At 71.2% G+C, this 23,344-nt stretch carries 6 protein-coding genes; all 6 read left to right on the top strand.

Going from position 1 to position 23,344, the window contains the following annotated elements:
- Positions 1 to 78: 78 nt before the first annotated feature.
- On the top strand, positions 79 to 1,875 hold the full coding sequence (locus KALB_RS32305) for an ABC transporter ATP-binding protein (protein WP_025359811.1): 1,797 nt from the start codon (positions 79 to 81) through the stop codon (positions 1,873 to 1,875).
- A 122-nt stretch (positions 1,876 to 1,997) separates the two neighbouring features.
- Positions 1,998 to 2,864: a glucose-1-phosphate thymidylyltransferase RfbA gene (rfbA, locus tag KALB_RS32300; protein WP_025359810.1), complete on the top strand. Its 867-nt coding sequence runs from the start codon at positions 1,998 to 2,000 to the stop codon at positions 2,862 to 2,864.
- A 23-nt stretch (positions 2,865 to 2,887) separates the two neighbouring features.
- Positions 2,888 to 4,102 carry a macrolide family glycosyltransferase gene (locus KALB_RS32295; protein ID WP_030111184.1) on the top strand — a complete coding sequence of 405 codons (1,215 nt, stop codon included), beginning with the start codon at positions 2,888 to 2,890 and terminating at the stop codon, positions 4,100 to 4,102.
- Positions 4,099 to 5,334, top strand: coding sequence for a macrolide family glycosyltransferase (locus KALB_RS32290; protein WP_201771845.1), 1,236 nt, complete (start codon positions 4,099 to 4,101; stop codon positions 5,332 to 5,334). Before KALB_RS32295 ends, KALB_RS32290 begins: the two co-directional genes overlap by 4 nt.
- Positions 5,327 to 6,538 (top strand): cytochrome P450, encoded by a 1,212-nt coding sequence (locus KALB_RS32285; RefSeq protein ID WP_025359808.1) that lies wholly within the window; start codon positions 5,327 to 5,329, stop codon positions 6,536 to 6,538. The genes KALB_RS32290 and KALB_RS32285 overlap by 8 nt, the downstream gene beginning before the upstream one ends.
- 212 nt (positions 6,539 to 6,750) lie before the next feature.
- Positions 6,751 to 23,316, top strand: a complete 16,566-nt coding sequence (locus KALB_RS48865) for a type I polyketide synthase (RefSeq protein WP_042221026.1) — start codon at positions 6,751 to 6,753, stop codon at positions 23,314 to 23,316.
- The last annotated feature ends 28 nt before the right edge of the window (positions 23,317 to 23,344 follow it).

Genomic DNA, 23,344 nt, shown 5'->3' with positions numbered 1-23,344 from the left:
TCACCAAAAACGGGACACCGATGTCCCATTCTGCTACGTTCGCGTTCGACACCAGGTTCCATGAAGGGAACAGCCGAGATGTCCGAGCAGACCCCTCCCCCCGAGCGCTGGCAGAACCTGCGCACGATGTGGACCTTCATCCGCCCGCACCGCCTGCGCCTGTTCCTCGGCTTCCTGTTAGGTCTGGGCACCACGCTGACCTCGCTGGCCACCCCGCTGGTCACCAAGTCGGTGCTGGACGGCTTCGGGGTCAACGCCTCGATCGACGGCCCGGTGATCACCCTGGTCACGCTGCTCATCGCCGGCGCCTTCTTCGCGCTGGGGGAGTGGGTACTGCTGGGGCGGCTGGCCGAGCAGATCGTGCTGGACGCCCGCACCTCCATGGTGCGCAGGCTGTTCCGGGTCCGCGTCGGCGAGCTGACCTCCCGCTCCAGCGGTGAACTGGTCACCCGCGTCACCTCCGACACCGTGCTGCTGCGGCAGGCCGCCGCCTCCAGCGTGGTGGAGCTGTTCAACGGCTCCATCGCCCTGCTCGGCTCCCTGGTCGCGATGGGCCTGCTGGACTGGGTGCTGCTGGCCTGCACCTTCGCGGCGCTGGGCGGCGTGGGCATCGCGGTGGCCATCCTGATGCCGAAGATGGCCGCCGCCCAGGAGCGCGCGCAGGCCGCCGTCGGCAGGCTGGGCGGCGCGCTGGAGGGTGCGCTGCGCGCCATCCGCACGGTCAAGGCCAGCCGCGCCGAGAGCCGGGAGAGCGACCGGATCCTGGCTGAGGCCAAGGAATCCAAGCGCCAGGCGGTCAGGGCCGTCGGCATCGAGGCGATCGCCTTCACCACCGCTGGCATGGGCATGCGGCTGGCCATCCTGGTCATCCTGGCGATCGGCGCCTGGCGGGTCGGCGCGGGCGCGCTGGCGGTGTCCAGCCTGGTCGCCTTCCTGCTCTACGCCTTCCAGGTCGCCGAGCCGGTGTCCACCCTGACCACCACGATCGGCCAGCTCCAGTCGGGCATCGCCGCCGCCGCGCGCATCCGCGAGGTCGACGCCATGCAGATCGAGCCCGCCGACGCCGTCACCGGCAAGCCCGAGGGCGGGGACCCCTCCGGCACCGTGCTGTCCTTCCGGGACGTCACCGCCCGCTACGCCCCCGGCGGGGACCCGACCGTCAGTGGGATCAACATCGAGATCCCGCGCACCGGGCACGTGGCCATCGTCGGGCCCTCCGGCGCGGGCAAGACCACCATGTTCTCCCTCATGCTGCGCTTCCTGCAGCCCGAGCACGGCGAGCTGACCCTGGACGGCATCCCGTTCGACCAGTGGTCCCTGGAGGACGTGCGCAAGCGCATCGTCTACGTGGAGCAGGACGCCCCGCTGCTGCCCGGGACCCTGCGCGAGAACCTGCTCTACACCCACGCCGACGCCGACGAGGAAGCCCTCTGGACGGCCCTGCGCACGGTGCGCCTTGAGGAGCGGGTCCGCCAGCTGGAGCAGGGCCTGGACACGCCGATGTTCGGCGCGGCGATCTCCGGCGGCGAGCGCCAGCGCATCGCCCTGGCCCGCGCGCTGGTGAGCGAGCCGGAGATCCTGCTGCTGGACGAGGCCACCGCGCAGCTGGACGGGCTCACCGAGTCGGCGATCCAGGAGGCGATCACGCGCATCTCCAGCAATGGCGCCGTCGTGACCATCGCGCACCGGCTGTCCACGGTGATCGACGCCGACCAGATCTTCCTGCTGGAGAAGGGCCGCGTGCGCGCCCGCGGCACGCACAACGAGCTGTTCGAGGCCGACGAGCTGTACCGCGAGCTGGTGCTGGCCCTGCGCATCGCCGGGGTCACGCCCGCCGCCGCCGAGGACGAGGTCGAGGCACCTGTGGGGATTTGACCAGTACCCGGCTGCTAGCCCGTCCCGCCTTGCGCCACCGGCGGACATGATGCAGGCGCCGGACCCAGGTTGGTCGGGTTCGACGTGCACACGTGTTGTCGACCGAGAAGTAGGTACCCGCAGTGAAGGGAATCGTGCTCGCCGGGGGCAGCGGAACCAGGCTGCACCCGGCCACACTCGGGGTGTCGAAGCAGTTGATCCCCGTCTACGACAAACCGATGGTCTACTACCCGCTGTCGGTGCTGATGCTCGCGAACATCCGCGAGATCCTGCTCATCTCCACCCCCACCGACCTGCCGCTGTTCCAGCGACTGCTCGGTGACGGCTCGGAACTGGGCATCCGGATCGACTACGCGGTGCAGCCCTCGCCCAACGGACTGCCCGAGGCGTTCATCATCGGCGCCGAGCACATCGGCGACGACTCCGCCGCGCTGATCCTGGGCGACAACGTGTTCCACGGTCCCGGGTTCTCCGAGATCCTGGAGCGCACCGCCCAGCAGCTCGACGGCTGCACCCTGTTCGGTTACCCGGTGTCGGACCCCGAGCGCTACGGGGTCGGCGAGGTGGACGAGCAGGGCAAGCTGATCTCCATCGAGGAGAAGCCCACCCAGCCGCGCAGCAACCGGGCGATCACCGGTCTGTACTTCTTCGACAACGAGGTCGTGCAGATCGCCAAGGGGCTCAAGCCCTCCGCCCGCGGGGAGCTGGAGATCACCGACGTGATCCGCGCCTACCAGGCGCAGGGCAGGGCCAAGGTCGTCGACCTGGGCCGCGGCTTCGCCTGGCTGGACACCGGAACGCACGACTCGCTGATCGACGCCGCGCAGTACGTGCAGGTGTTGCAGCACCGGCAGGGCGTGGGCATCGCGTGCCTGGAGGAGATCGCGATGCGCATGGGCTTCATCAGCAAGCAGGACTGCTATCTGCTCGGCGAGAAGCTGGCGAAGTCGGGCTACGGCAAGTACCTGATGAGCATCGCCAGCGCCTGAACCACTTCACGAGGGGAGTCGGCATGGCCGACGGCGGCCACATCCTGTTCTTCAACTACCCGGCGCACGGACACTTCAACCCGTCCCTTCCGGTAGTGGCCGAGCTGGTGCGCAGGGGGCACCAGGTGACCTACGCGGTCACCAAGCCCTACGCCGACGCGGTGGCCGCGACCGGGGCGACGGTGCTGCTGTACCAGTCCGAGGCGCCGGAGTCCTGGGAGGACACGCCGATTCCCGAGGAACCCACCGGCGACGACGCGGCGGTGGCCATCCTGTTCCAGCTGCTGGAGGGCTTCGCCCCGCTGGCGGCCGCGGAGGAGCACTTCGGGGCGCAGCGGCCGGACCTGGTGGTGTACGACCAGTACGCGCACCACACGGGTCGGCTGCTGGCCAAGAAGTGGGGCAGGCCGGGCGTCATGACCTGCACCACCTTCGCGGCCAACGCCGGGTACAGCCCCTACGCGAAGCTGGCCGAGACCAGCACGATCGTCATCGACCCGGCGCACCCCGCGTTCGCGCGCCTGGCCACGACCTACGCGGAAACCATGGCGGCACAGGGCTTTCCCGAGCTGTCCATGGAGGAGTTCAACGTCACCGGTCCGGACTCGACCATCGTGTTCGTGCCCAGGCAGTTCCAGCTCGGCGCGGAGACCTTTGACGAGACGTTCCACTTCGTCGGTTCCTCGCTGGGCGACGGGGTCCGCGACGGGCGGTGGACCCCGCCCGGTGACGGCAAGCCGGTGCTGCTGATCACCATGGGCAGCCACGGTTACGAGAACCGCACGCAGTTCTACCGCAACTGCGTGCAGGCCTTCACCGACCAGCCCTGGCACGTGGTCATGGCGATCGGCACGCAGGTCAAGCCCGAGGAACTGGCCCCGCTGCCGGACAACTTCGAGGTGCACTCCTGGGTGCCGCAGCTGTCGGTGCTCGAACACGCCAGCGGTTTCCTGGCCCACGCGGGCATGGGCAGCACGCTGGAGTCGCTGTACCACGGTGTCGCCCCGGTGGTCGTGCCGCGCCTGGGTGAGCAGCACCTGGTCGCGGACCGCTTGGTGGAACTGGGTTTGGGCCGCAAGGTGCTGCCCACCGAGGCCACGCCCGAGGCGCTGCGCGAGGCCGTCAACGGATTGGCCGCCGACGAGCAGGCCCAGGCCGCCGTGCGCAAGATGCAGCAGCACCTGCGCGACTCCGGTGGCACCAAGGCCGCCGCCGACGCGATCGAGGCGAAGCTGTGAACGGCAAGCACATCGCCTTCATGCCCTACCCGGCGTTCGGGCACACCAACCCCGTCCTGCCGGTGCTGGGCGAACTCGTGCGACGCGGGCACGAGGTCACCTGCTTCACCACCGACACCTTCGCCGAGAAGATCGCCGCGGTCGGCGCCCGGCCCGTGCGGTACTCGGCGCACCTGGACTCCGGGCCGCCCTCCGACTGGCACACCGCCGACGAGACCGCCTGGCTGCCGGTGAAACTGCTCAACCAGTCCATGGCCGTGGCACCGGGCGTCGAGGCGGAGTTCGCGGCCAACCCGCCGGACCTGATCGGCTACGACACCACCCTGTGGGCCCCGGGCCGCTTCATCTCCTGGCGCCGCAAGTGCTCCTCGGTCCAGCTCATTCCGACCTTCGCCTCCAACGAGAACTTCTCGCTCAGCGGTGAGGGCATGCGGCTGATCGGCAAGGAACCCGACGACGTCGGCCCGCTGGACCCCAACCACCCCGGGCTGGTGGAGTTCGTGCGCCTGATGGGCGTGCACGCCGAGGAGTACGCGGTCGGCGAGGAGGACATGCTCGCCCTCTACCACGGTTCGCGCGAGTTCAACCTGGTGTTCGTGCCCAGGGAGTTCCAGTTCGGCGGGGACACCTTCGGCGAGGACCACGCCTTCGTCGGACCGTGCCAGGACGGCGGCTCCGCTGGCCAGTGGCAGCCGCCCGCCGACGGCAAGCCCGTCGTGCTGGTCACCCTGGGTACCACCGTCAACCACCGGCCGGACTTCTTCCGCGAGTGCATCCGCGCGTTCGCCGGGGCGCCGTGGCACGTGGTGATGACCCTGGGCGGGCGGATCGACCCGGCCGACCTGGGCGAGATCCCGCCCAACATCGAGGTCCACCAGTGGATCACCCACGCGGAGGTGCTGCCGCACGCCTCGGTGCTGGTGTGCCAGGCGGGCATGGGCACGGTGCTGGAGTCCCTGTACTTCGGCGTGCCGCTGGTCGTCGTGCCGCACCACCCCGAGCAGAAGCTGAACACGCGCCGACTGGTCGAGCTGGGGCTGGCGCGCGAACTGTCACACGCGACCGTCACCGCTGAGGCACTGCGCAGCGCCGTGCTGGAGCTCGCGCAGGACGTGGACACCCGCAAGCGGGTCGCCGAGATGCAGCGGTACACCCGCGAGGCGGGAGGTGCGGTCAAGGCCGCCGACGTGATCGAGAGCCGACTCGCCCTGACCGGAGGTAGCGATGTCTGAGCCCGTGCAGCTGCCGATCAAGCGCGGCTGCCCGTTCGACCCTCCCGAGCAGTACAAGCAGTTGCGGCAGGAGTGCCCGGTCAGCCCGCTGGCCATGCCGGTGAGCCTGGACGGCCGCGACGGCTGGCTGGTGACCCGGCTGGAGGACGCCAAGACCGTGCTGGTGGACCAGCGGTTCAGCCACCGCAAGGAGCTGATCTCGCTGCCCATCCCGCCGCCGCTGCCCATGGGTGAGGGCGAGTACAAGCCCGGTGCGGCCGAACCCGGCGCGTTCATCACCATGGACCCGCCCGACCACAGCCGGTACCGCAGGATGCTCGCGGGCCACTTCACCGTGCGCAGGATCCGCGAGCTGGAGCCGGTCGTGGAGCGCATCGCCGCGCGCCTGCTGGACGAGATGGCCGCCGCGGGGCCGGTGGCCGACCTGGTCACCGCCTACGCCGAGCCGCTGCCGGTGGAGCTGATGTGCGAGCTGGTCGGCATCAAGCCCGAACACCGCGAGCCGCTGGCCAAGCACCTGGCCGTGGTGTCCAAGATGAGCTACACCGTGGAGGAGATCACCGAGGCTGTCATCACGCTCAGCTCGGTGCTTCAGACGGTCGTCTCAGAGGCGGTCGCCAACCCCGGTGACGACATGCTCGGTTCGCTGGCCCGCACGGGCGAGCTGGACGAGAAGGAACTGATCAACATCACCTGGGCGCTGCTCGGCGGCGGCTTCGACACCAGCGGCAACATGCTCGCGCTGGGCACCTGGGCGTTGCTGGAGCACCCGGAGCAGCTGGCCCGCCTGCGCGCCGAGCCGGAGCTGACCGACAACGCCATCGAGGAGCTGCTGCGCTACCTGACCGTCTCCCACCTGGGCGCCAGCCGCGCCGCGCTGGAGGACGTGGAGCTGGGCGGCAAGCTGATCGAGGCCGGGCAGACCATCGTGGTGTCCCTGCCCTCGGCCAACCGCGACCCGGAGAAGTTCCCCGAGCCGGACAGCCTCGACCTGGGCCGTTCCACCCAGGGCCACGTGGCCTTCGGGCACGGCGTGCACCAGTGCCTGGGCCAGCACCTGGCCCGGCTCACCCTGCGCGTGGGCTACCGCGCCCTGTTCGACCGCTTCCCCACGCTACGGCTGGCCGTGCCCGCCGAGGAGATCCCCACCCGCGAGGACATGCTGCACTACGGCGTGCACCAGCTGCCCGTCACCTGGGACTGACCCCACCCCGCGAGTCCCGCTCTCCCGACGCCGAGTCCCGCTCTGCCGCAGCCCAGTCCCGCTCCCGGGTTGCCCGCGGAGCGGGACTCGCGCGCCCCAGAGCGGGACTCGCGGTCTTAGTGGTCGCCCTAGACCTGGTGTCACGTGGCTCGTCTGGTCGTCCGTGAGCGGAAAACATGACGTGGGGAGCACCGGCATGAGGAGCTGACTGGATGGAGAACGAGCAGAAGCTTCGTGACTACCTGAAGAGGGTCACGGCGGATCTGCGCCAGGCTCGTCGGCAACTGCGCGAGGTGCAGTCGCGGCACAACGAGCCCATCGCCATCGTGTCCATGAGCTGCCTGCTGCCGGGTGGGGTCAGCACCCCGGAGGAGGTCTGGCGGCTGCTGCTGGACGAGCGCGACGTGATCGGGGGCTTCCCCGACGACCGCGGCTGGGACCTGGACGAGCTGTTCGACCCGGACCCCGAGCAGCACGGCAAGAGCTACACCAAGGCCGGCGGCTTCCTGGCGGACGCCAGCCGGTTCGACGCCTCCTTCTTCGGCATCTCGCCGCGCGAGGCCACCGCGATGGACCCGCAGCAGCGCCTGCTGTTGCAGGGCGCGTGGGAGGCGCTGGAGCGTGCGGGCATCGACCCGACCTCCCTGCACGGCAGCCGCAGCGGAGTGTTCGTCGGCGCCAGCAACCAGGGCTACGGCACCGGCCCGCTCGCCGCCCCGGAGGGCATCGAGGGCCACGTGCTCACCGGCAGCTGCACGGCGGTGCTGTCCGGTCGGCTCGCCTACAACTTCGGCCTGGAGGGCCCGGCCGTCACGGTCGACACGATGTGCTCCTCCTCACTGGTGGCCATGCACCTGGCCGTGCAGGCGCTGCGCCGCGACGAGTGCTCGCTGGCGCTGGCCGCGGGCACGACCGTCATGGCCACGCCGCGCTCCTTCGTGGAGTTCAGCCGCCAGCGCGGGCTGTCGGTCGACGGCCGCTGCCGCGCGTTCGCCGCGGGCGCCGACGGCACCGGCTGGAGCGAGGGCATCGGCGTGCTGGTGCTGGAGCGCCTGTCCGACGCGCAGGCCAACGGCCACCCGGTGCTGGCGGTCATCAGGGGCAGCGCGGTCAACTCCGACGGCGCCTCCAACGGCCTGACCGCTCCGAACGGCCCCTCCCAGCAGCGGGTGATCCGCCAGGCGCTGAGCAGCGCGGGCCTGGAACCGTCCGATGTGGACGTCGTGGAGGCGCACGGCACCGGCACCACGCTGGGCGACCCGATCGAGGCGCAGGCCCTGCTGGCCACCTACGGCCGCGCCCGCGACAAGGACAACCCGCTCTGGCTGGGCACGCTCAAGTCCAACGTCGGCCACACCCAGGCCGCGGCCGGTGTCGTCGGGGTCATCAAGATGGTCCTGGCCATGCGGCACGGGGTGCTGCCCAAGACCCTGCACGTGGACGAGCCGACCCCGCACGTGGACTGGTCCTCCGGCACCGTGCGGCTGCTCACCGAGCGCGTCGACTGGCCCGAGAAGGAGGGCCCGCGCCGCGCGGCGATCTCCGCGTTCGGCGCCAGCGGCACCAACAGCCACCTGATCATCGAGCAGGCCCCGGTCCCCGAGGAACCGGAGGACGCGCCCGAGCCGGAGCCGGTGCGCGACGCGGTCGCCGTGCCCTGGGTGCTCTCGGCGCACACCGAGGACGCGCTGCGTGTCCAGGCCGAACGTCTGCTGTCCACCCTGGACGGACGTCCCGAGGACATCGGCCACTCGTTGGCCACCACCCGTGCCGCGCTGGACCACCGCGCCGCCGTTGTCGGTTCCAGTGCGGACGAGCTGGCCGCCGGTCTGCGCGCGCTCGCCTCCGGCGAGTCCGCCGCGAACCTGCGGCAGGGTGTGGCCACAGTGGACGGTCGCGCCGTGTTCGTGTTCCCCGGCCAGGGTTCGCAATGGGTCGGTATGGCGGTGGACCTGCTCGCCTCCTCCCCGGTGTTCGCGGCCCGCATGGCCGAGTGCGAGCGCGCACTGGGCCAGTTCGTGGACTGGACGCTGACCGAGGTGCTGCACGACCAGGCCGCGCTGGAGCGGGTCGACGTGGTGCAGCCCGCGCTGTTCGCGGTCATGGTGTCGCTGGCGGAACTGTGGCGCAGCCAGGGCATCAAGCCCTCCGCCGTGGTCGGCCACTCGCAGGGTGAGATCGCGGCGGCCTGCGTGGCCGGTGCGCTGTCCCTGGAGGACGCGGCCCGTGTCGTGACCCTGCGCAGCCAGGCGATCCGTGACGACCTCGCCGGGCTCGGCGGCATGATGTCCGTGTCGCTGCCCGCCGACCAGGTGCGCGAGCGCATCGCGCCGTGGGGCGAGCGGCTCTCGCTGGCCGCCGTCAACGGCCCGAACGCCTCCGTCGTGTCCGGTGACCCGCAGGCACTCGACGAACTCCAGGCCCAGTGTGAGCGCGAGGAGGTTCGCGCGCGCCGCATCTCCGTGGACTACGCCTCGCACTCCGCCCAGGTCGAGCGGATCGCCGACCGGCTGGCCGAGACCCTGGCCCCGATCACGCCTCGGCAGGCGCAGATCCCGTTCTACTCCACGGTCACCGGCGACTGGCTCGACACATCCACAATGGACGCCCGCTACTGGTACACCAACCTGCGGCAGACCGTCCACTTCGAACCGGCCATCCGCGCGCTGCTGGAGCAGGGCCACGACGTGTTCGTGGAGTCCAGCCCGCACCCGGTGCTGACCATGGGCGTGCAGGACACCATCGAGGCCGCCGACGCGCGCGCGGTCACGGTCGGTTCGCTGCGCCGCGACGAGGGCGGCCTGGACCGGTTCCTGCTCTCGCTGGCGGAACTCCAGGTCCAGGGCGTGCGCCCGGACTGGGACGCGGTTTTCGCGGGCACCGTCTCGCAGCGCGTTGACCTGCCCACCTACCAGTTCGGCGGCGAGCGCTACTGGCTGGACATGAGCGCGGGCACCGGGGACGTGTCCTCGGCCGGCCTGAACTCCGCCGACCACCCGCTGCTGGGCGCGGTCATGCTGCTGGCCGAGTCCGAGCAGGTCGTGCTCACCGGGCGGCTCTCGCTGCGCACCCACCCCTGGCTGGCCGACCACGCCGTCGGGGGCCGGGTCCTGTTGCCCGGCACGGCCTTCGTCGAGCTGGCGATCCAGGCCGGTGACCAGGTCGGCTGCGGGGCGATCGAGGAACTGACCCTGCACGCACCGCTCGTGCTGGCCGCCGACGAGGCACTGCAACTTCAGGTCGTGGTGGACGAGACGCGCGCCGTCACGATCTACTCCCGCCCCGAGAACGCCGCCGACGACCAGCCGTGGACCAAGCACGCCACCGGCTCGCTCACCCCGGCCACGCCCGCGTCCACAGAGGACCTGACCGCCTGGCCGCCCGCCGGGGCCGAGCCGGTGGACGTCAGCGAGGCGTACGAGCAGCTCACGGCGCGCGGTTACGGCTACGGCCCGACCTTCCAGGGCCTGCACGGCCTGTGGCGGCGCGAGGACGAGGTCTTCGCCGAGGTGAGCCTGCCCGAGTCGGCACGCGGGGACGCGGCCCGGTTCGGCCTGCACCCCGCCCTGCTCGACGCCGCGCTGCACGCGATCGGCTTCACGCCAACGTTCGCGGACGAGGCGGTGCTGCCCTTCGCCTGGACCGACGTGGCCCTGCACGCCACCGGCGCCTCGGCACTGCGCGTGCGGATCGCCCGCACTGGCAACGACTCCGTGTCCGTCACGCTGGCGGACGGAGTGGGCCAGCCCGTGGCGACGATCGGCTCGCTGGTGCTCCGCCCGCTGGCCGCACAGCAGGAGAACGCCGACCCGTTGCGGGACCAGCTCTACTTCGTGGACTGGAAGCCGGTCACCGCCAGTCAGCCGCTCAGCAGTGTGCTCGCGACCGATCTCGACACCCTGACCGCCGTGCCGGAACTCGTGTTCTGGCACCACGAGGGCGGTCAGGACGACCCGCGCGCGGCCACGCACCGACTGCTGGCCGTCATCCAGAAGTGGCTCGCCGAGGAGCGGTTCGGCTCCGCGCGGCTGGTGGTCGTCACGCGCGGCGCGCTCGGCGACAACGTCACCGACCTGTCCGCCAGCCCCGCCTGGGGCCTGGTCCGGTCCGCGCAGTCCGAGCACCCGGACCGGTTCGTGTTGCTGGACCTGGACGAGGACGCAGCCGCCCCGGAGCAGTACGCGGGCTTCGTGGCCTCCGGCGAGCCGCAGCTGATCGTCCGCGAGGGCGAGGTGCTGGCCGCCCGCCTGGCCAAGATCACTGCGCACGACTCGCTGACCCTGCCCGACTCGGTGGCCTGGCGCCTGGACGCGCCCACCAAGGGCACGCTGGAGGGCCTGGCCTTCCTGCCCGCGCCCGAGGCCCAGGAGCCGTTGGCCCCCAACGAGATCCGGGTCGGTGTCGAGGCGTCCGGCCTGAACTTCCGGGACGTCCTGATCGCGCTGGGCATGTACCCCGGTGACGGCGTCACCATGGGCAGCGAGGCCGCCGGTGTGGTGCTGGAGGTCGGTTCCGAGGTGCACGACCTCGCCATCGGCGACCGGGTCATGGGCATCTTCCCGCGCTCCCTGGCCAGTCTGGCCGTGGCCGATCACCGCATGGTGGTCCGCATCCCGCAGGACTGGGACTTCGAGCGGGCCTCCGCCGTGCCCGTGGTCTTCCTCACCGCCTACTACGGACTGGTCGACCTGGGCCGGATCCAGGCCGGGGACAAGGTGCTCGTGCACGCCGCCGCCGGCGGTGTCGGCATGGCCGCCGTGCAGCTGGCCAGGCACTTCGGCGCCGAGGTCTTCGGCACGGCCAGCACCGGCAAGTGGGACGCCGTGCGGGATCTTGGCCTGGACGAGCAGCACATCGCCAACTCGCGCACCCTGGAGTTCGCCGAGCAGTTCCGCGGCGCGGGGATCACCCTGGTGCTCAACGCCTTGGCCCGTGAGTTCGTGGACGCCTCGCTGGGGCTGCTCGGCGAGGGCGGCCGGTTCATCGAGATGGGCAAGACCGACATCCGCGATGCCGAGCAGGTCTCCGCGCAGCACAACGGGGTCTGGTACCGGGCCTTCGACGCCGTCGAGGTCACCCCGGACCGCGTGCGCGAGATCCTCAGCCACGTGGTGGAGCTGTTCGCCAGCGGGGACCTGACCGAACTGCCGCTGCGCACCTGGGACATCCGGCGGGCGCCCGAGGCGTTCCGCTTCATCAGCCAGGCCAAGCACATCGGCAAGGTCGCGCTGCGCATGCCGCACCGGATCCGCGCCGAGGGCACCGCGCTGATCACCGGCGGTACCGGCACGCTGGGCGCGCTGGCGGCCAGGAACCTGGTCACCGAACACGGCGTGCGCAAGCTGGTGCTGACCAGCCGCCGCGGCATGGACGCCCCCGGCGCCACCGAGTTGCACGCCGACCTGAGCGCGCTGGGCGCCGAGGTCGAGATCGTGGCCTGCGACGCCGCCGACCGCGAGGCGCTTTCCGCGCTGCTGGACCGGATCCCCGACCTGACCAGCGTCACGCACGTCGCCGGGGTGCTCGACGACGGTGTGATCTCCGCACTGACCCCGGATCGCCTCGATACGGTGATGCTGCCCAAGGTCGACGCCGCGTGGAACCTGCACGAGCTGACCCTGGACCGCGACCTGTCCGCGTTCATCCTGTACTCCGCTGGCGCCAGCACCTTCGGCGACGCGGGGCAGGGCAACTACGCCGCCGCCAACGCCTACCTGGACGCGCTCGCCCAGTACCGGCGAGCTCAGGGCCTGCCCGGGGTCGCACTGGCCTGGGGCCTGTGGGAGCAGCGCAGCGGCATGACCGGCCACCTCAGCGAGGCCGACGTGGCCCGCCTGGCCAGGCTCGGCATCCTCGGACTGTCCTCTTCGGACGGAATGGAACTGGTCGACCTCGCGGCGCGGGTGGACGAGCCGCTGCTGGTCCCGATCAAGCTGGACCCCGCGGCACTGCGCAGGCAGGCGGCCGAGGGCACGCTGCCGATCCTGCTGCGCGGCCTGGTCCGTACCACCGCCCGGCGGGTCGCCACCAGCACCGCCAGCGACTCCTCCCTGCGCCAGAAGCTGTCCGGACTGTCCGAACAGGACAGGATCCGCGCTCTGGTCGAACTGGTCTGCGCCGAGGCCGCCGCCGTGCTCGGCCACGGCAGCGCCAGCCAGGTCGGCGCCGAGCGGGCGTTCCGCGACCTGGGCTTCGACTCGCTGACGGCCGTGGAACTGCGCAACCGGCTCAACGCCGCCACCGGCCTGCGGCTGCCCGCCACGCTGGTGTTCGACTACCCGACGCCGACCGTGCTGGCCAAGTTCCTGCGCACCGAGGTCCTCGGCGAGGCGGTCGAGGAGCAGGTCGCTGCCAGCACAACGGTTTCCGCTGACGAGCCGATCGCCATCGTCGGCATGGCCTGCCACCTGCCCGGCGGCGTGCGCTCCCCGGAGCAGTTGTGGCGCCTGCTGGTCGAGGGCGGCGACGCGATCACCGCGTTCCCCACCGACCGCGGCTGGGACCTCGACAAGCTCTTCGACCCCGACCTGGACAAGCCGGGCACGACCTATGCCCGAGACGGCGGATTCCTGCACGAGGCCGCCGAGTTCGACCCGGCATTTTTCGGCATCTCCCCGCGCGAAGCCCAGGTCATGGACCCGCAGCAGCGGCTCCTGCTGGAGACCTCGTGGGAGGCGCTGGAGCGGGCCGGGATCAACCCGCGCACCCTGCGCGGGGCCCAGGCCGGTGTGTTCATCGGCGCCTCGTACCAGGGTTACGGGACCACAATGGACGGTGTGCCCGCCGACGCGCAGGGCCACCTCGTCACCGGCTCGGCCACCAGCGTCGTGTCCGGTCGCATCGCTTACACCCTGGGCTTCGAGGGCCCGACACTGACCGTGGACACGGCCTGCTCCTCCTCGCTGGTGGCACTGCACCTGGCCGTGCAGGCCCTGCGTAACGGGGAGTGCGAGCTCGCGCTGGCCGGTGGCGCCGCCGTCATGTTCGATCCGCTGGGCTTTATCGGGTTCAGCCGTCAGAACGGCTTGGCCAAGGACGGCCGGTGCAAGGCGTTCTCCGCCGACGCGGACGGCATGGGCCTGGCCGAGGGCGTGGGCATGCTGCTGGTTGAGCGGCTGTCCGACGCCCAGCGCAACGGCCACCCCGTGCTGGCCGTCGTGCGCGGCACCGCGATCAACCAGGACGGTGCCTCCAACGGGCTGACCGCTCCGAACGGTCCTTCGCAGCAGCGGGTCATCCGCGCCGCGCTGGCCAACGCGGGCCTGCGACCGTCCGATGTGGACGCCGTTGAGGCGCACGGCACCGGGACTCCGCTGGGGGACCCGATCGAGGCGCAGGCGCTGCTGGCCACCTACGGCCAGGACCGCGAGGAGCCGCTGCTGCTGGGCTCCGTCAAGTCCAACATCGGGCACGGCCAGGCCGCGGCCGGTGTCGCCGGTGTCATCAAGATGGTGCTGTCCTTGCAGCACGGCATCCTGCCGCAGACCCTGCACGCCGAGGAGCGCTCCGCGCACATCGATTGGTCGGCCGGTGCCGTCGAGTTGGTGACCGAGCAGACCCCGTGGCCGGACCGCGGGCACCCGCGTCGCGGCGGCGTGTCCTCGTTCGGCATGAGCGGCACCAACGCGCACGTCGTGATCGAGCAGGGGCCCGACGCCGCTGCCGCCGCGTCTGTCGCTGGCGATGCTGTTGTGCCGTGGCCGGTGTCGGCTCGCACCGAGTCGGGACTCCAGGAGCAGATCGACCGCGTGCTGGCGCAGGTCGGCGACGAGCGGTCCGTGGACGTCGGCTACTCGCTGGCGACCAGCCGCGCCGCCTTCGAGCACCGCGCGGTGCTGATCGGTGATGTCCGCGTGGACGGCGTTGCCGATGTTGAGGGCAAGCGGGTGTTCGTGTTCCCGGGTCAGGGTTCGCAGTGGGTGGGCATGGCGACTGACTTGCTTGCTACGTCGACGGTTTTTGCTGAGCGGATGGCGGAGTGTGCTGCCGCGCTGGGTGAGTTCGTGGATTGGGATTTGTTCGAGTCGTTGAATGACGCGAAGGCGTTTGAGCGGGTCGATGTTGTGCAGCCGATGTCGTGGGCTGTGATGGTGTCGCTGGCTGAGGTGTGGCGTGCGCACGGCATTACGCCGGATGCTGTGGTGGGCCACTCGCAGGGTGAGATCGCGGCGGCCGCTGTTGCTGGCGCGCTGACCCTTCAGGACGCGGCTCGCGTGGTCACGTTGCGCAGCAAGGCCATCGCCGACGAGCTGGCCGGTCGCGGCGGCATGGTGTCGATCAACCTGCCGTTGGCCGAGGTCGAGCCGTTGCTGAGCGACAAGGTCAGCATCGCGGCGTTCAACGGTCCGTCCTCGATCGTCGTGGCTGGTGACCCGGCGGCGCTGGACGAGTTGGTGGCCACGCACGAGCGGGCTCGCAAGATCCCGGTGGACTACGCCTCGCACACCGCTCACGTGGAGCTGATCGAGGACAGGCTGCGTGAAGTACTCGCCCCGATCCAGCCCCGCACCGCTGGCATCCCGTTCTTCAGCACGGTGACGGGGGAGTGGCTCGAAACGTCCACAATGGACGCGGGCTACTGGTACACCAACCTGCGGCAGACGGTGCAGTTCGAGACCGCGATCCGCGGACTGGCCGAGAGTGGGCACACGGCGTTCATCGAGGTGTCCTCCCACCCCGTGCTGACCATCGGCCTCCAGGACGTCGTGGACGGCGCCGTGGTGGGCACCTTGCGGCGCAACGAGGGCACGTTGCCCCGGTTCTACGCCTCGTTGGCGGAGCTGTGGGTACGGGGTGTGGAGCCGGACTGGTCGGCGGTGTTCCCGGCCGACGCACGGCGCGTCGACCTGCCGACCTACGCCTTCCAGCGGCAGCGCTACTGGTTGGAACTGGCCAAGCCCGAGGCCGCCGCGGACCCGGTGGACGCCGCGTTCTGGGAGGCCGTGGAGAACGGGGACCTGGGCACGCTGGGCCTGGACGACGACGTGCTCACCGGGGCCCTGCCCGCCCTGTCGAGCTGGCGACGCCAGCAGCGCCAACAGTCCACTGTCGACAGTTGGCGGTACCGCATCGCGTGGAAGCCGGTGACTCTGTCGGCTGGCACGCTGAACGGGACCTGGCTGATCGTGGCGCCGGAGGGCGCGGACACGAGCCTGCTCGACGGCAGCGGGGCCGAGGTGCTGGTCAACGCGCCGCTGGAGGGCCTGGACCTGGCTGGCGTGCTGTCCCTGCACGAGGATCCGATCGCCACGCTCAAGCTCGTGCAGGCCCTGGAGGCCGCCGACATCCAGGCCCCGCTGTGGATCGCGACCAGGGGGGCGGTCAGCACCGGCCGCGCCGACTCGGTCGTCGACCCGGCCAAGGCGCAGGTGTGGGGCCTGGGCCGGATCATCGGCCTGGAGCAGCCCCAGCGCTGGGGTGGCCTGATCGACCTCCCGGAGGCCCTGGACCAGCGGGCAACCGCCCGGCTGTGGTCGATCCTCACCGGGGACGAGGACCAGGTTGCCTTGCGCGCCAACGGGGTGCTGGCCCGTCGGCTCGTGCATGCCCCGCTGGGCGCCCGGACAGCGAGCGAGTGGACCCCGCGCGGCACCGTGCTGATCACTGGTGGCACCGGGGCGATCGGCGGGCACGTCGCGCGCTGGCTCGCCCGCGCCGGGGCCGGGCACCTCGTGCTGACCAGCCGCCGCGGCCGTGAGTCCGCTGGTGCCGCCGAGCTGGAGGCGGAGCTGACCGCGCTCGGTGCGCGCGTGACGATCGCCGCCTGCGACGTGGCCGACCGCGCATCCCTTGCGGCACTGCTGAACTCCCTGGACGAGCCGGTCCGCGCCGTGATGCATGCGGCGGGCGTGGTGCACGTCACGCAGATCGCCGACACGACCCCCGAGCAGTTCGAGGAGTACGTGGCCGCGAAGGTCGACGGGGCGATCAACCTCGACGAGTTGCTGGCGGACAACGAACTTGACGCGTTCGTGCTGTTCTCCTCCAACGCGGGTGTCTGGGGCAGCGGGGGCCAGGGCGCCTACGCGGCGGGCAACGCCTTCCTCGACGCGCTGGCCGAGGTGCGCCGGGCACGCGGCGTGCCGGCGACCTCCGTGGCCTGGGGCGCCTGGGCGGGCAGCGGGCTGGCGGCCACCGACGTGGCCGAGGAGCACCTGAGCCGCCGCGGCATCCGTGGCATGGACCCGGATCTGGCCGTCACCGCGCTGCGTCAGGCGATCGACCACGACGAGACGTTCCTCGCCGTGGCCGACGTGGACTGGGAGCGGTTCGTGCCGAGCTTCGCGGCGGCACGCAAGCGCCCGCTGCTCGACGAGCTGCCCGAGGCACGCCGGGTGCTGGATGCGGAACCGGCCGTGGCGGAGGAGTCCGGGCTGCGCGGTCGGCTGGCGGGCCTGTCGGCCGCCGAGCGCGACCGCGAGCTGCTGGCGATCGTGCGCGGGCAGGCCGCGGCCGTGCTGGCGCTGCCGAACGCGGAATCCGTTGCCGAGCAAAGGGCTTTCCGCGAGCTGGGCTTCGACTCGCTGACCGCCGTGGAACTGCGCAACCGGCTCACCGCGGCCACCGGGTTGAGGCTGCCCACCACGCTGGCCTTCGACTTCCCCACGCCCAAGGCGCTGGCCGAGCACCTGCGCGCCGAGCTGTTCGGCGCCGAGCAGACCACGACCCAGGTCGTCGCGGCGGCTGCCGCCAGCGACGAGCCGCTGGCGATCATCGCCATGAGCTGCCGGTTCCCTGGTGAGGTGCGGACCCCGGAGGACCTGTGGCGACTGGTGTCCGAGGGCACCGACGCGCTGTCCGCGTTCCCCACCGACCGCTCCTGGGACATCGACAACCTCAACGGCAACTACGCCCACGCGGGCGGATTCGTCTACGACGCGGCGGAGTTCGACCCGGCCTTCTTTGGCATCTCCCCGCGTGAGGCGCTGGCGATGGACCCGCAGCAGCGGCTGTTGCTGGAGACCTCCTGGGAGGCCTTCGAGCGCGCGGGCATCGACCCGCACAGCATGAAGGGCAGCCACACCGGCGTCTTCGTCGGCTGCGCGACCCAGGGCTACGGCGGTGGTCTGGTCGACCCGGCCGAGGAGGTGCAGGGGCACCTGCTGACGGGCAGCTCCGGCGCCGTGGTCTCCGGCCGCGTCGCCTACACGCTGGGCCTTGAGGGCCCCGCCGTCACCGTGGACACGGCCTGCTCCTCCTCGCTGGTGGCACTGCACCTGGCGGCGCAGTCACTGCGCTCCGGGGAGAGCACCCTGGCGCTGGCCGGTGGTGTCAGCGTCATGGTCACGCCGGGCGCCTTCGCCGAGTTCGGCAGGCAGGGCGGCATGGCCGAGGACGGCCGGTGCAAGGCCTTCTCCGAGGACGCCGACGGCACCGGTTGGGGCGAGGGCATCGGCGTGGTGCTGCTGGCCAGGCTGTCCGACGCCCAGCGCCTCGGCTACCCGGTGCTGGCCCTGCTGCGCGGCTCGGCCGTGAACCAGGACGGCGCCTCCAACGGCCTGAGCGCGCCGAACGGTCCTTCGCAGCAGCGGGTCATCCGCGCCGCACTGGCCAACGCAGGTCTGCAACCGTCCGATGTGGACGCTGTCGAGGCGCACGGCACCGGCACCGCCCTCGGTGACCCGATCGAGGCGCAGGCCTTGCTGGCCACCTACGGCCAGGACCGGTCCGAGCCGCTGTGGATCGGTTCGATCAAGTCCAACATCGGCCACACCCAGTCCGCCGCGGGCGTCGCGGGCGTGATCAAGATGGTGCAGGCGCTCAACCACGAGCTGCTGCCCCGCACCCTGCACGTCAGCGAGCCGACCTCGCACGTGGACTGGACGCGCGGGGACGTGCGGCTGCTCACCGACGAGGTGCCGTGGCGGCAGAACGGTCACCCGCGCCGTGCGGGCGTCTCGGCCTTCGGGGTCAGCGGCACCAACGCGCACGTCATCATCGAGCAGGCTCCGGTCGTCGAGCAGGCCACGACGGTCAGCGGTGAGCTGCCGATCGTGCCGCTGGTCGTGTCAGCGCGCAGCGAGGAGGCTCTGCGGGAGCAGGTCGCCCAGGTGCGGGCCGTGGACGCCGCACTGGTCGACCTCGGCTACTCGCTGGCCACCTCACGTGCCCTGCTCGAGCACCGGACTGTCCTGTTCGGACAGAACGAGGTGACCGGGCTCGCCGGTTCCGGGCTGACCGCGTTCCTGTTCTCTGGTCAGGGTTCGCAGCGTGCGGGGATGGGGCGTGGGTTGTACGAGGCGTTCCCGGTGTTCGCGGATGCCTTGGATGCTGTGTTGGCTCACTTTGATCTGCCTCTGCGTGAGGTGATGTTCGGTGAGTCGGATCTGTTGAACCAGACTGAGTACACGCAGGCTGCGTTGTTCGCGATTGAGGTGGCGCTGTATCGCCTTGCGGAGTCGTTTGGTGTTACGCCGGACTATGTGATCGGGCATTCGATTGGTGAGTTGGCGGCTGCTCATGTGGCGGGCGTTCTTTCGTTGGAGGATGCGGCTCGCTTGGTGGCGGCTCGTGGTCGGTTGATGGGTGCGTTGCCCAGTGGTGGGGCGATGATCGCGATCCAGGCGACTGAGGACGAGGTGCTGCCGCATCTGAGTGACCGGGTGTCGATCGCGGCGATCAACGGTCCGGACTCGGTCGTGGTCTCTGGTGAGGTGGACGCGGTTGAGACCGTGGTCGCAAACTTCACCGACCGCAAGACCCGGCGCCTGACTGTCAGCCACGCGTTCCACTCCCCGTTGATGGACCCGATGTTGGCGGAGTTCGGGCGCATCGCCGCCGAGTTGTCCTACAGCGAGCCGCAGATCCCGGTGGTGGGTAACACCGAGGGTGATCCGACCACTGCTGAGTACTGGGTGCGGCACGTGCGTGAGGCTGTGCGGTTCCACCAGGGCGTGCAGTACTTGGAAGAGCAGGGCGTTACGCGGTTCTTGGAGTTGGGGCCGGACGGTGTGCTTTCCGCGATGGTCTCGAATGGCGTGGCTGTTCCCGCGTTGCGTAAGAACCGTGACGAGTCCACGGCGTTCGTGACGGCTTTGGCCACGCTGCACGTCAACGGCGTCCCGGTCGACTGGGCGCGCTACTTCGACGGCACCGGTGCACGCCGTGTGGACCTGCCGACCTACCCGTTCCAGCGACAGCGCTACTGGCTGGACAGCACCCCCGGCTCTGGCGATGCGAGCGGCCTGGGCCTGACCGCGACCGACCACCCGCTGCTGGGTGCCGCCGTGGCGTTGGCCGACTCCGACGGGGTCGTGTTCACCGGCCGACTCTCCACGCAGACCCAGCCCTGGCTCGCCGACCACTCGATCATGGGCAGCATCCTGTTCCCCGGCACCGGCTTCCTGGAGTTGGCGGTCCGCGCCGGTGACCAGGTGGGCTGCGGGCAGGTGGAGGAGCTGACCCTGGCAGCGCCGCTGGTGCTGCCGGAACGCGGCGGGGTCCAGGTCCAACTCGTGCTCGGCGGTCCCGACGAGTCCGGGACCCGGCCGATCACCGTGCACTCCCGCCCGGCCGAGGACCAGCCGTGGACCCTGCACGCCAGCGGCACGCTCGCCCCGGAGCCGGTAGCGCCCACCGAGCAGCTCACCGTGTGGCCGCCCGCGGGCGCCGAGCCGATCGAGGTCGGCGACTTCTACGACCGCCCGGGCAGCGTGGGTTACGGCCCCGCCTTCCGCGGACTGCGGTCCGCTTGGCGCAGCGGAGACGACGTGCTCGCCGAGGTCGAACTGTCAAGCGGACTCCAGTCCGTCAACTTCGGCCTGCACCCGGCCCTGCTGGACGCCGCACTCCAGGCACTGGTGTTCGTGCCGCTGGAGGGCGGTGACCGGCCCAGGCTGCCGTTCTCGTGGACCGGTGCCTCGCTGCACGCCACCGGCGCCACCACCCTGCGGGTCAGGCTGGCCAAGACCGGCGACGAGACGCTCGCGCTGACCGTCTGCGACGCCGCGGGCCAGCCCGTGGCCACCGTGGAGTCACTGGTGCTCCGCGAGGTCACCAGCATCCAGACCGCGCAGCGCGACTCGCTCTACCGGGTCGACTGGACCGCGCTGCCCGTGGCGGCGGCGGAGCCCACCGCGGGCTGGACCGTGCTCGGCCACGACAACCTCAAGCTGGCCGCCGCACTCGGCATCGACTCCGCCGCCGACCTCGCCGAGGTCACCGCGGACACCGTGCTGCTGCCGCTGGTGGCCAACGGCGAGGCCACCGGCCACCTGGCCACGGATGTGCGGACCAAGATCCACGCCGTGCTGGACCTGGTGCAGACCTGGCTGGCCGAGCAGCGGTTCGCCGAGTCCAAGCTGGTGTTCGTCACGCGCCGCGCCGTCGGCGAGGACATCCGCGACCTGGCCTACGCCCCGCTGTGGGGCCTGATCCGTTCCGCCCAGTCGGAGAACCCGGACCGGTTCCTGCTGGTCGACGTGGACGACGAGCAGTCCTCCGTGGAGGCGCTGCCGGGTGCTGTCGCGGCGGGCGAGCCACAGGTGCTCATCCGCGACGGCGTGGTGCACGCGGGCCGCCTGGCCCGGGTCGCCACCGGCAACCTCACCGTGCCCGAGCACGGGGCGTGGCGGCTGGACTCCACCGACAAGGGCAGCCTGGACAACCTGCGCTTCCTGCCCGCGCCCGAGGCGGAGGCGCCGCTGGCCCCCGGCCACGTGCGGGTGTCGGTCCGTGCTTCCGGCCTGAACTTCCGCGACGTGCTCAACGCGCTGGGCATGTACCCGGGCGAGGCGGGGCCGATGGGCCTGGAGGCCGCGGGTGTGATCACCGAGGTGGCCGCCGACGTCACCGACCTGGCCCCCGGCGACCGCGTCATGGGCATGGTCAGCGGCGGGTTCGGCCCGCTGGTGACCGTGGACCGGCGCGCGGTCGTGCGCATGCCGCGGGGCTGGTCGTTCACCGAGGCCGCCTCGGCGCCGATCGCCTTCCTGACCGCCTACTTCGCCCTGGTCGACCTCGCCGGGCTCAAGCGCGGCGAGTCGATCCTGGTGCACTCGGCGGCCGGTGGTGTGGGCATGGCTGCCGTGCAGATCGCCCAGCACCTCGGTGCCACCGTGTACGGCACGGCGAGTGCGGGCAAGTGGGACGCCGTGCGGGCATTGGGCGTGAGGTCTGAGCATCTTGCGTCCTCACGAACTTTGGAATTTGAGCAGCAGTTCGCCGCTGGCGTGGACGTGGTGCTCAACTCCCTGGCCGGTGACTTCATCGATGCCTCGTTGCGGCTGCTCAAGCCGGGTGGCCGGTTCATCGAGATGGGCAAGACCGACCTGCGCGACCCGGCAGGGGTGGCCTACCGGTCCTTCGACCTGGGCGATGCCGGGACCGACCGGATCGGCGAGATCCTCACCGAGATCCTGGAGCTGTTGGAGAGCGGTGCTCTCAAGCCGCTACCGGTGCTCTCGTGGGACGTGCGTCGTGCGCCGGAGGCGTTCCGGTTCGTCAGCCAGGCCAAGCACGCGGGCAAGGTCGTGCTGACCATGCCCGTGCCGCTGGACCCGAACGGGACCGTGCTGGTCACGGGCGGTACCGGCGGGCTGGGCGCCGAGGTGGCCCGCCACCTGGTCACCGAGCACGGGGCACGCGACCTGCTGCTGCTCAGCCGCCGCGGATCCGCCCCCGAGCTGGCCGCCGAACTCACCGAGCTCGGCGCCACCGTGCGCATCGCGGCCTGCGACGTGGCAGACCGGGACGCACTGGCCGCCGTGCTGGACGGCGTGCGGCTCACCGGGGTGGTGCACACGGCCGGTGTCGTGGACGACGGCGTGATCGTGGCCCTGGACGGGCAGCGGGTGGACAAGGTGCTGCGGCCCAAGGTCGACGCCGTGGTCAACCTGCACGAACTCACCGCGGGCGCCGATCTGTCCATGTTCGTGACGTTCTCCTCCGCGGCCGGTGTGCTGGGCAACGCGGGGCAGAGCAACTACGCGGCGGCCAACGTGTTCCTGGACGCCTTCGCCCAGCACCGCAGGGCACAGGGCCTGCCCGCGACCTCGCTGGCCTGGGGCCCGTGGGCCGAGGCGGGCATGGCCACGGCGCTCACCGAGGGCGACATGCAGCGCATGGCCCGCTCGGGTGTGGAGGCGTTCAGCACCGCTGACGGCCTGAAGCTGTTCGACACCGCACGCCACGGCTACGAGCCCGTGGTCGTGCCGATCCGGCTGAACACCGCACGGCTGCGTGGCGGCACTGTCGCCCCGATGCTGCGTGGCCTGGTCAGCGGCACAGCCACCGCCACGCGGCGCACGGCCAGCAGTGCGGCCGGGACCTCGCTACGCGAAAGGCTCGCCGCGACGGCCGTGGCCGAGCAGGAGCAGCTGCTGCTCGACGTGGTGCGTGCGGAGGCAGCGGCCGTGCTCGGCTACGGCTCGCCCGAGGCCGTACCGGCCGAGCGCGGGTTCATGGAGCTGGGCTTCGACTCGCTGACCGCGGTGGAGCTGCGCAACCGGCTGAGCACCCTCACCGAGCTGCGGCTGCCCGCCACCACCCTGTTCGACTACCCGACCCCCACCGCCCTGGCCGGGCACCTGTTCGGGGAGCTGGGCGGGGCCGTGGACGCCGACCAGGCCCTGCTGGGGGAGCTGGACCGGATCGACGCCGCGATTTCAGCAGTTTCCCCAGAGGATGACGCCCACGCCATGATCACCGCCCGTCTTCGGACCATGCTGGCCAGGTTGACCGAGGTCGCGGAGCGGAAGGACGGTGCCACTGCGGCCGACAAGCTGGAGGGCGCCACCACCGACGAGCTCTTCGACTTCATCGACAGGGAGTTCGGATGACCCCGCGTTAGGGCCAGCGCGGGTTCGT

This window comes from Kutzneria viridogrisea DSM 43870, from assembly GCF_000525635.1.
GTDB lineage: Bacteria > Actinomycetota > Actinomycetes > Mycobacteriales > Pseudonocardiaceae > Kutzneria > Kutzneria viridogrisea.
The sequence above is the reverse complement of the archived record's forward strand: the minus strand, read 5'-3'. Positions and strand labels throughout refer to the sequence as shown.

What these genes read in the sequence shown, in the direction of transcription:
- KALB_RS32305 (WP_025359811.1), top strand. Translation starts at nt 79, where the DNA reads ATGTCCGAGCAGACCCCTCCCCCCGAGCGCTGGCAGAACCTGCGCACG.
- KALB_RS32295 (WP_030111184.1), top strand. Translation starts at nt 2,888, where the DNA reads ATGGCCGACGGCGGCCACATCCTGTTCTTCAACTACCCGGCGCACGGA.
- KALB_RS32285 (WP_025359808.1), top strand. Translation starts at nt 5,327, where the DNA reads ATGTCTGAGCCCGTGCAGCTGCCGATCAAGCGCGGCTGCCCGTTCGAC.
- KALB_RS48865 (WP_042221026.1), top strand. Translation starts at nt 6,751, where the DNA reads ATGGAGAACGAGCAGAAGCTTCGTGACTACCTGAAGAGGGTCACGGCG.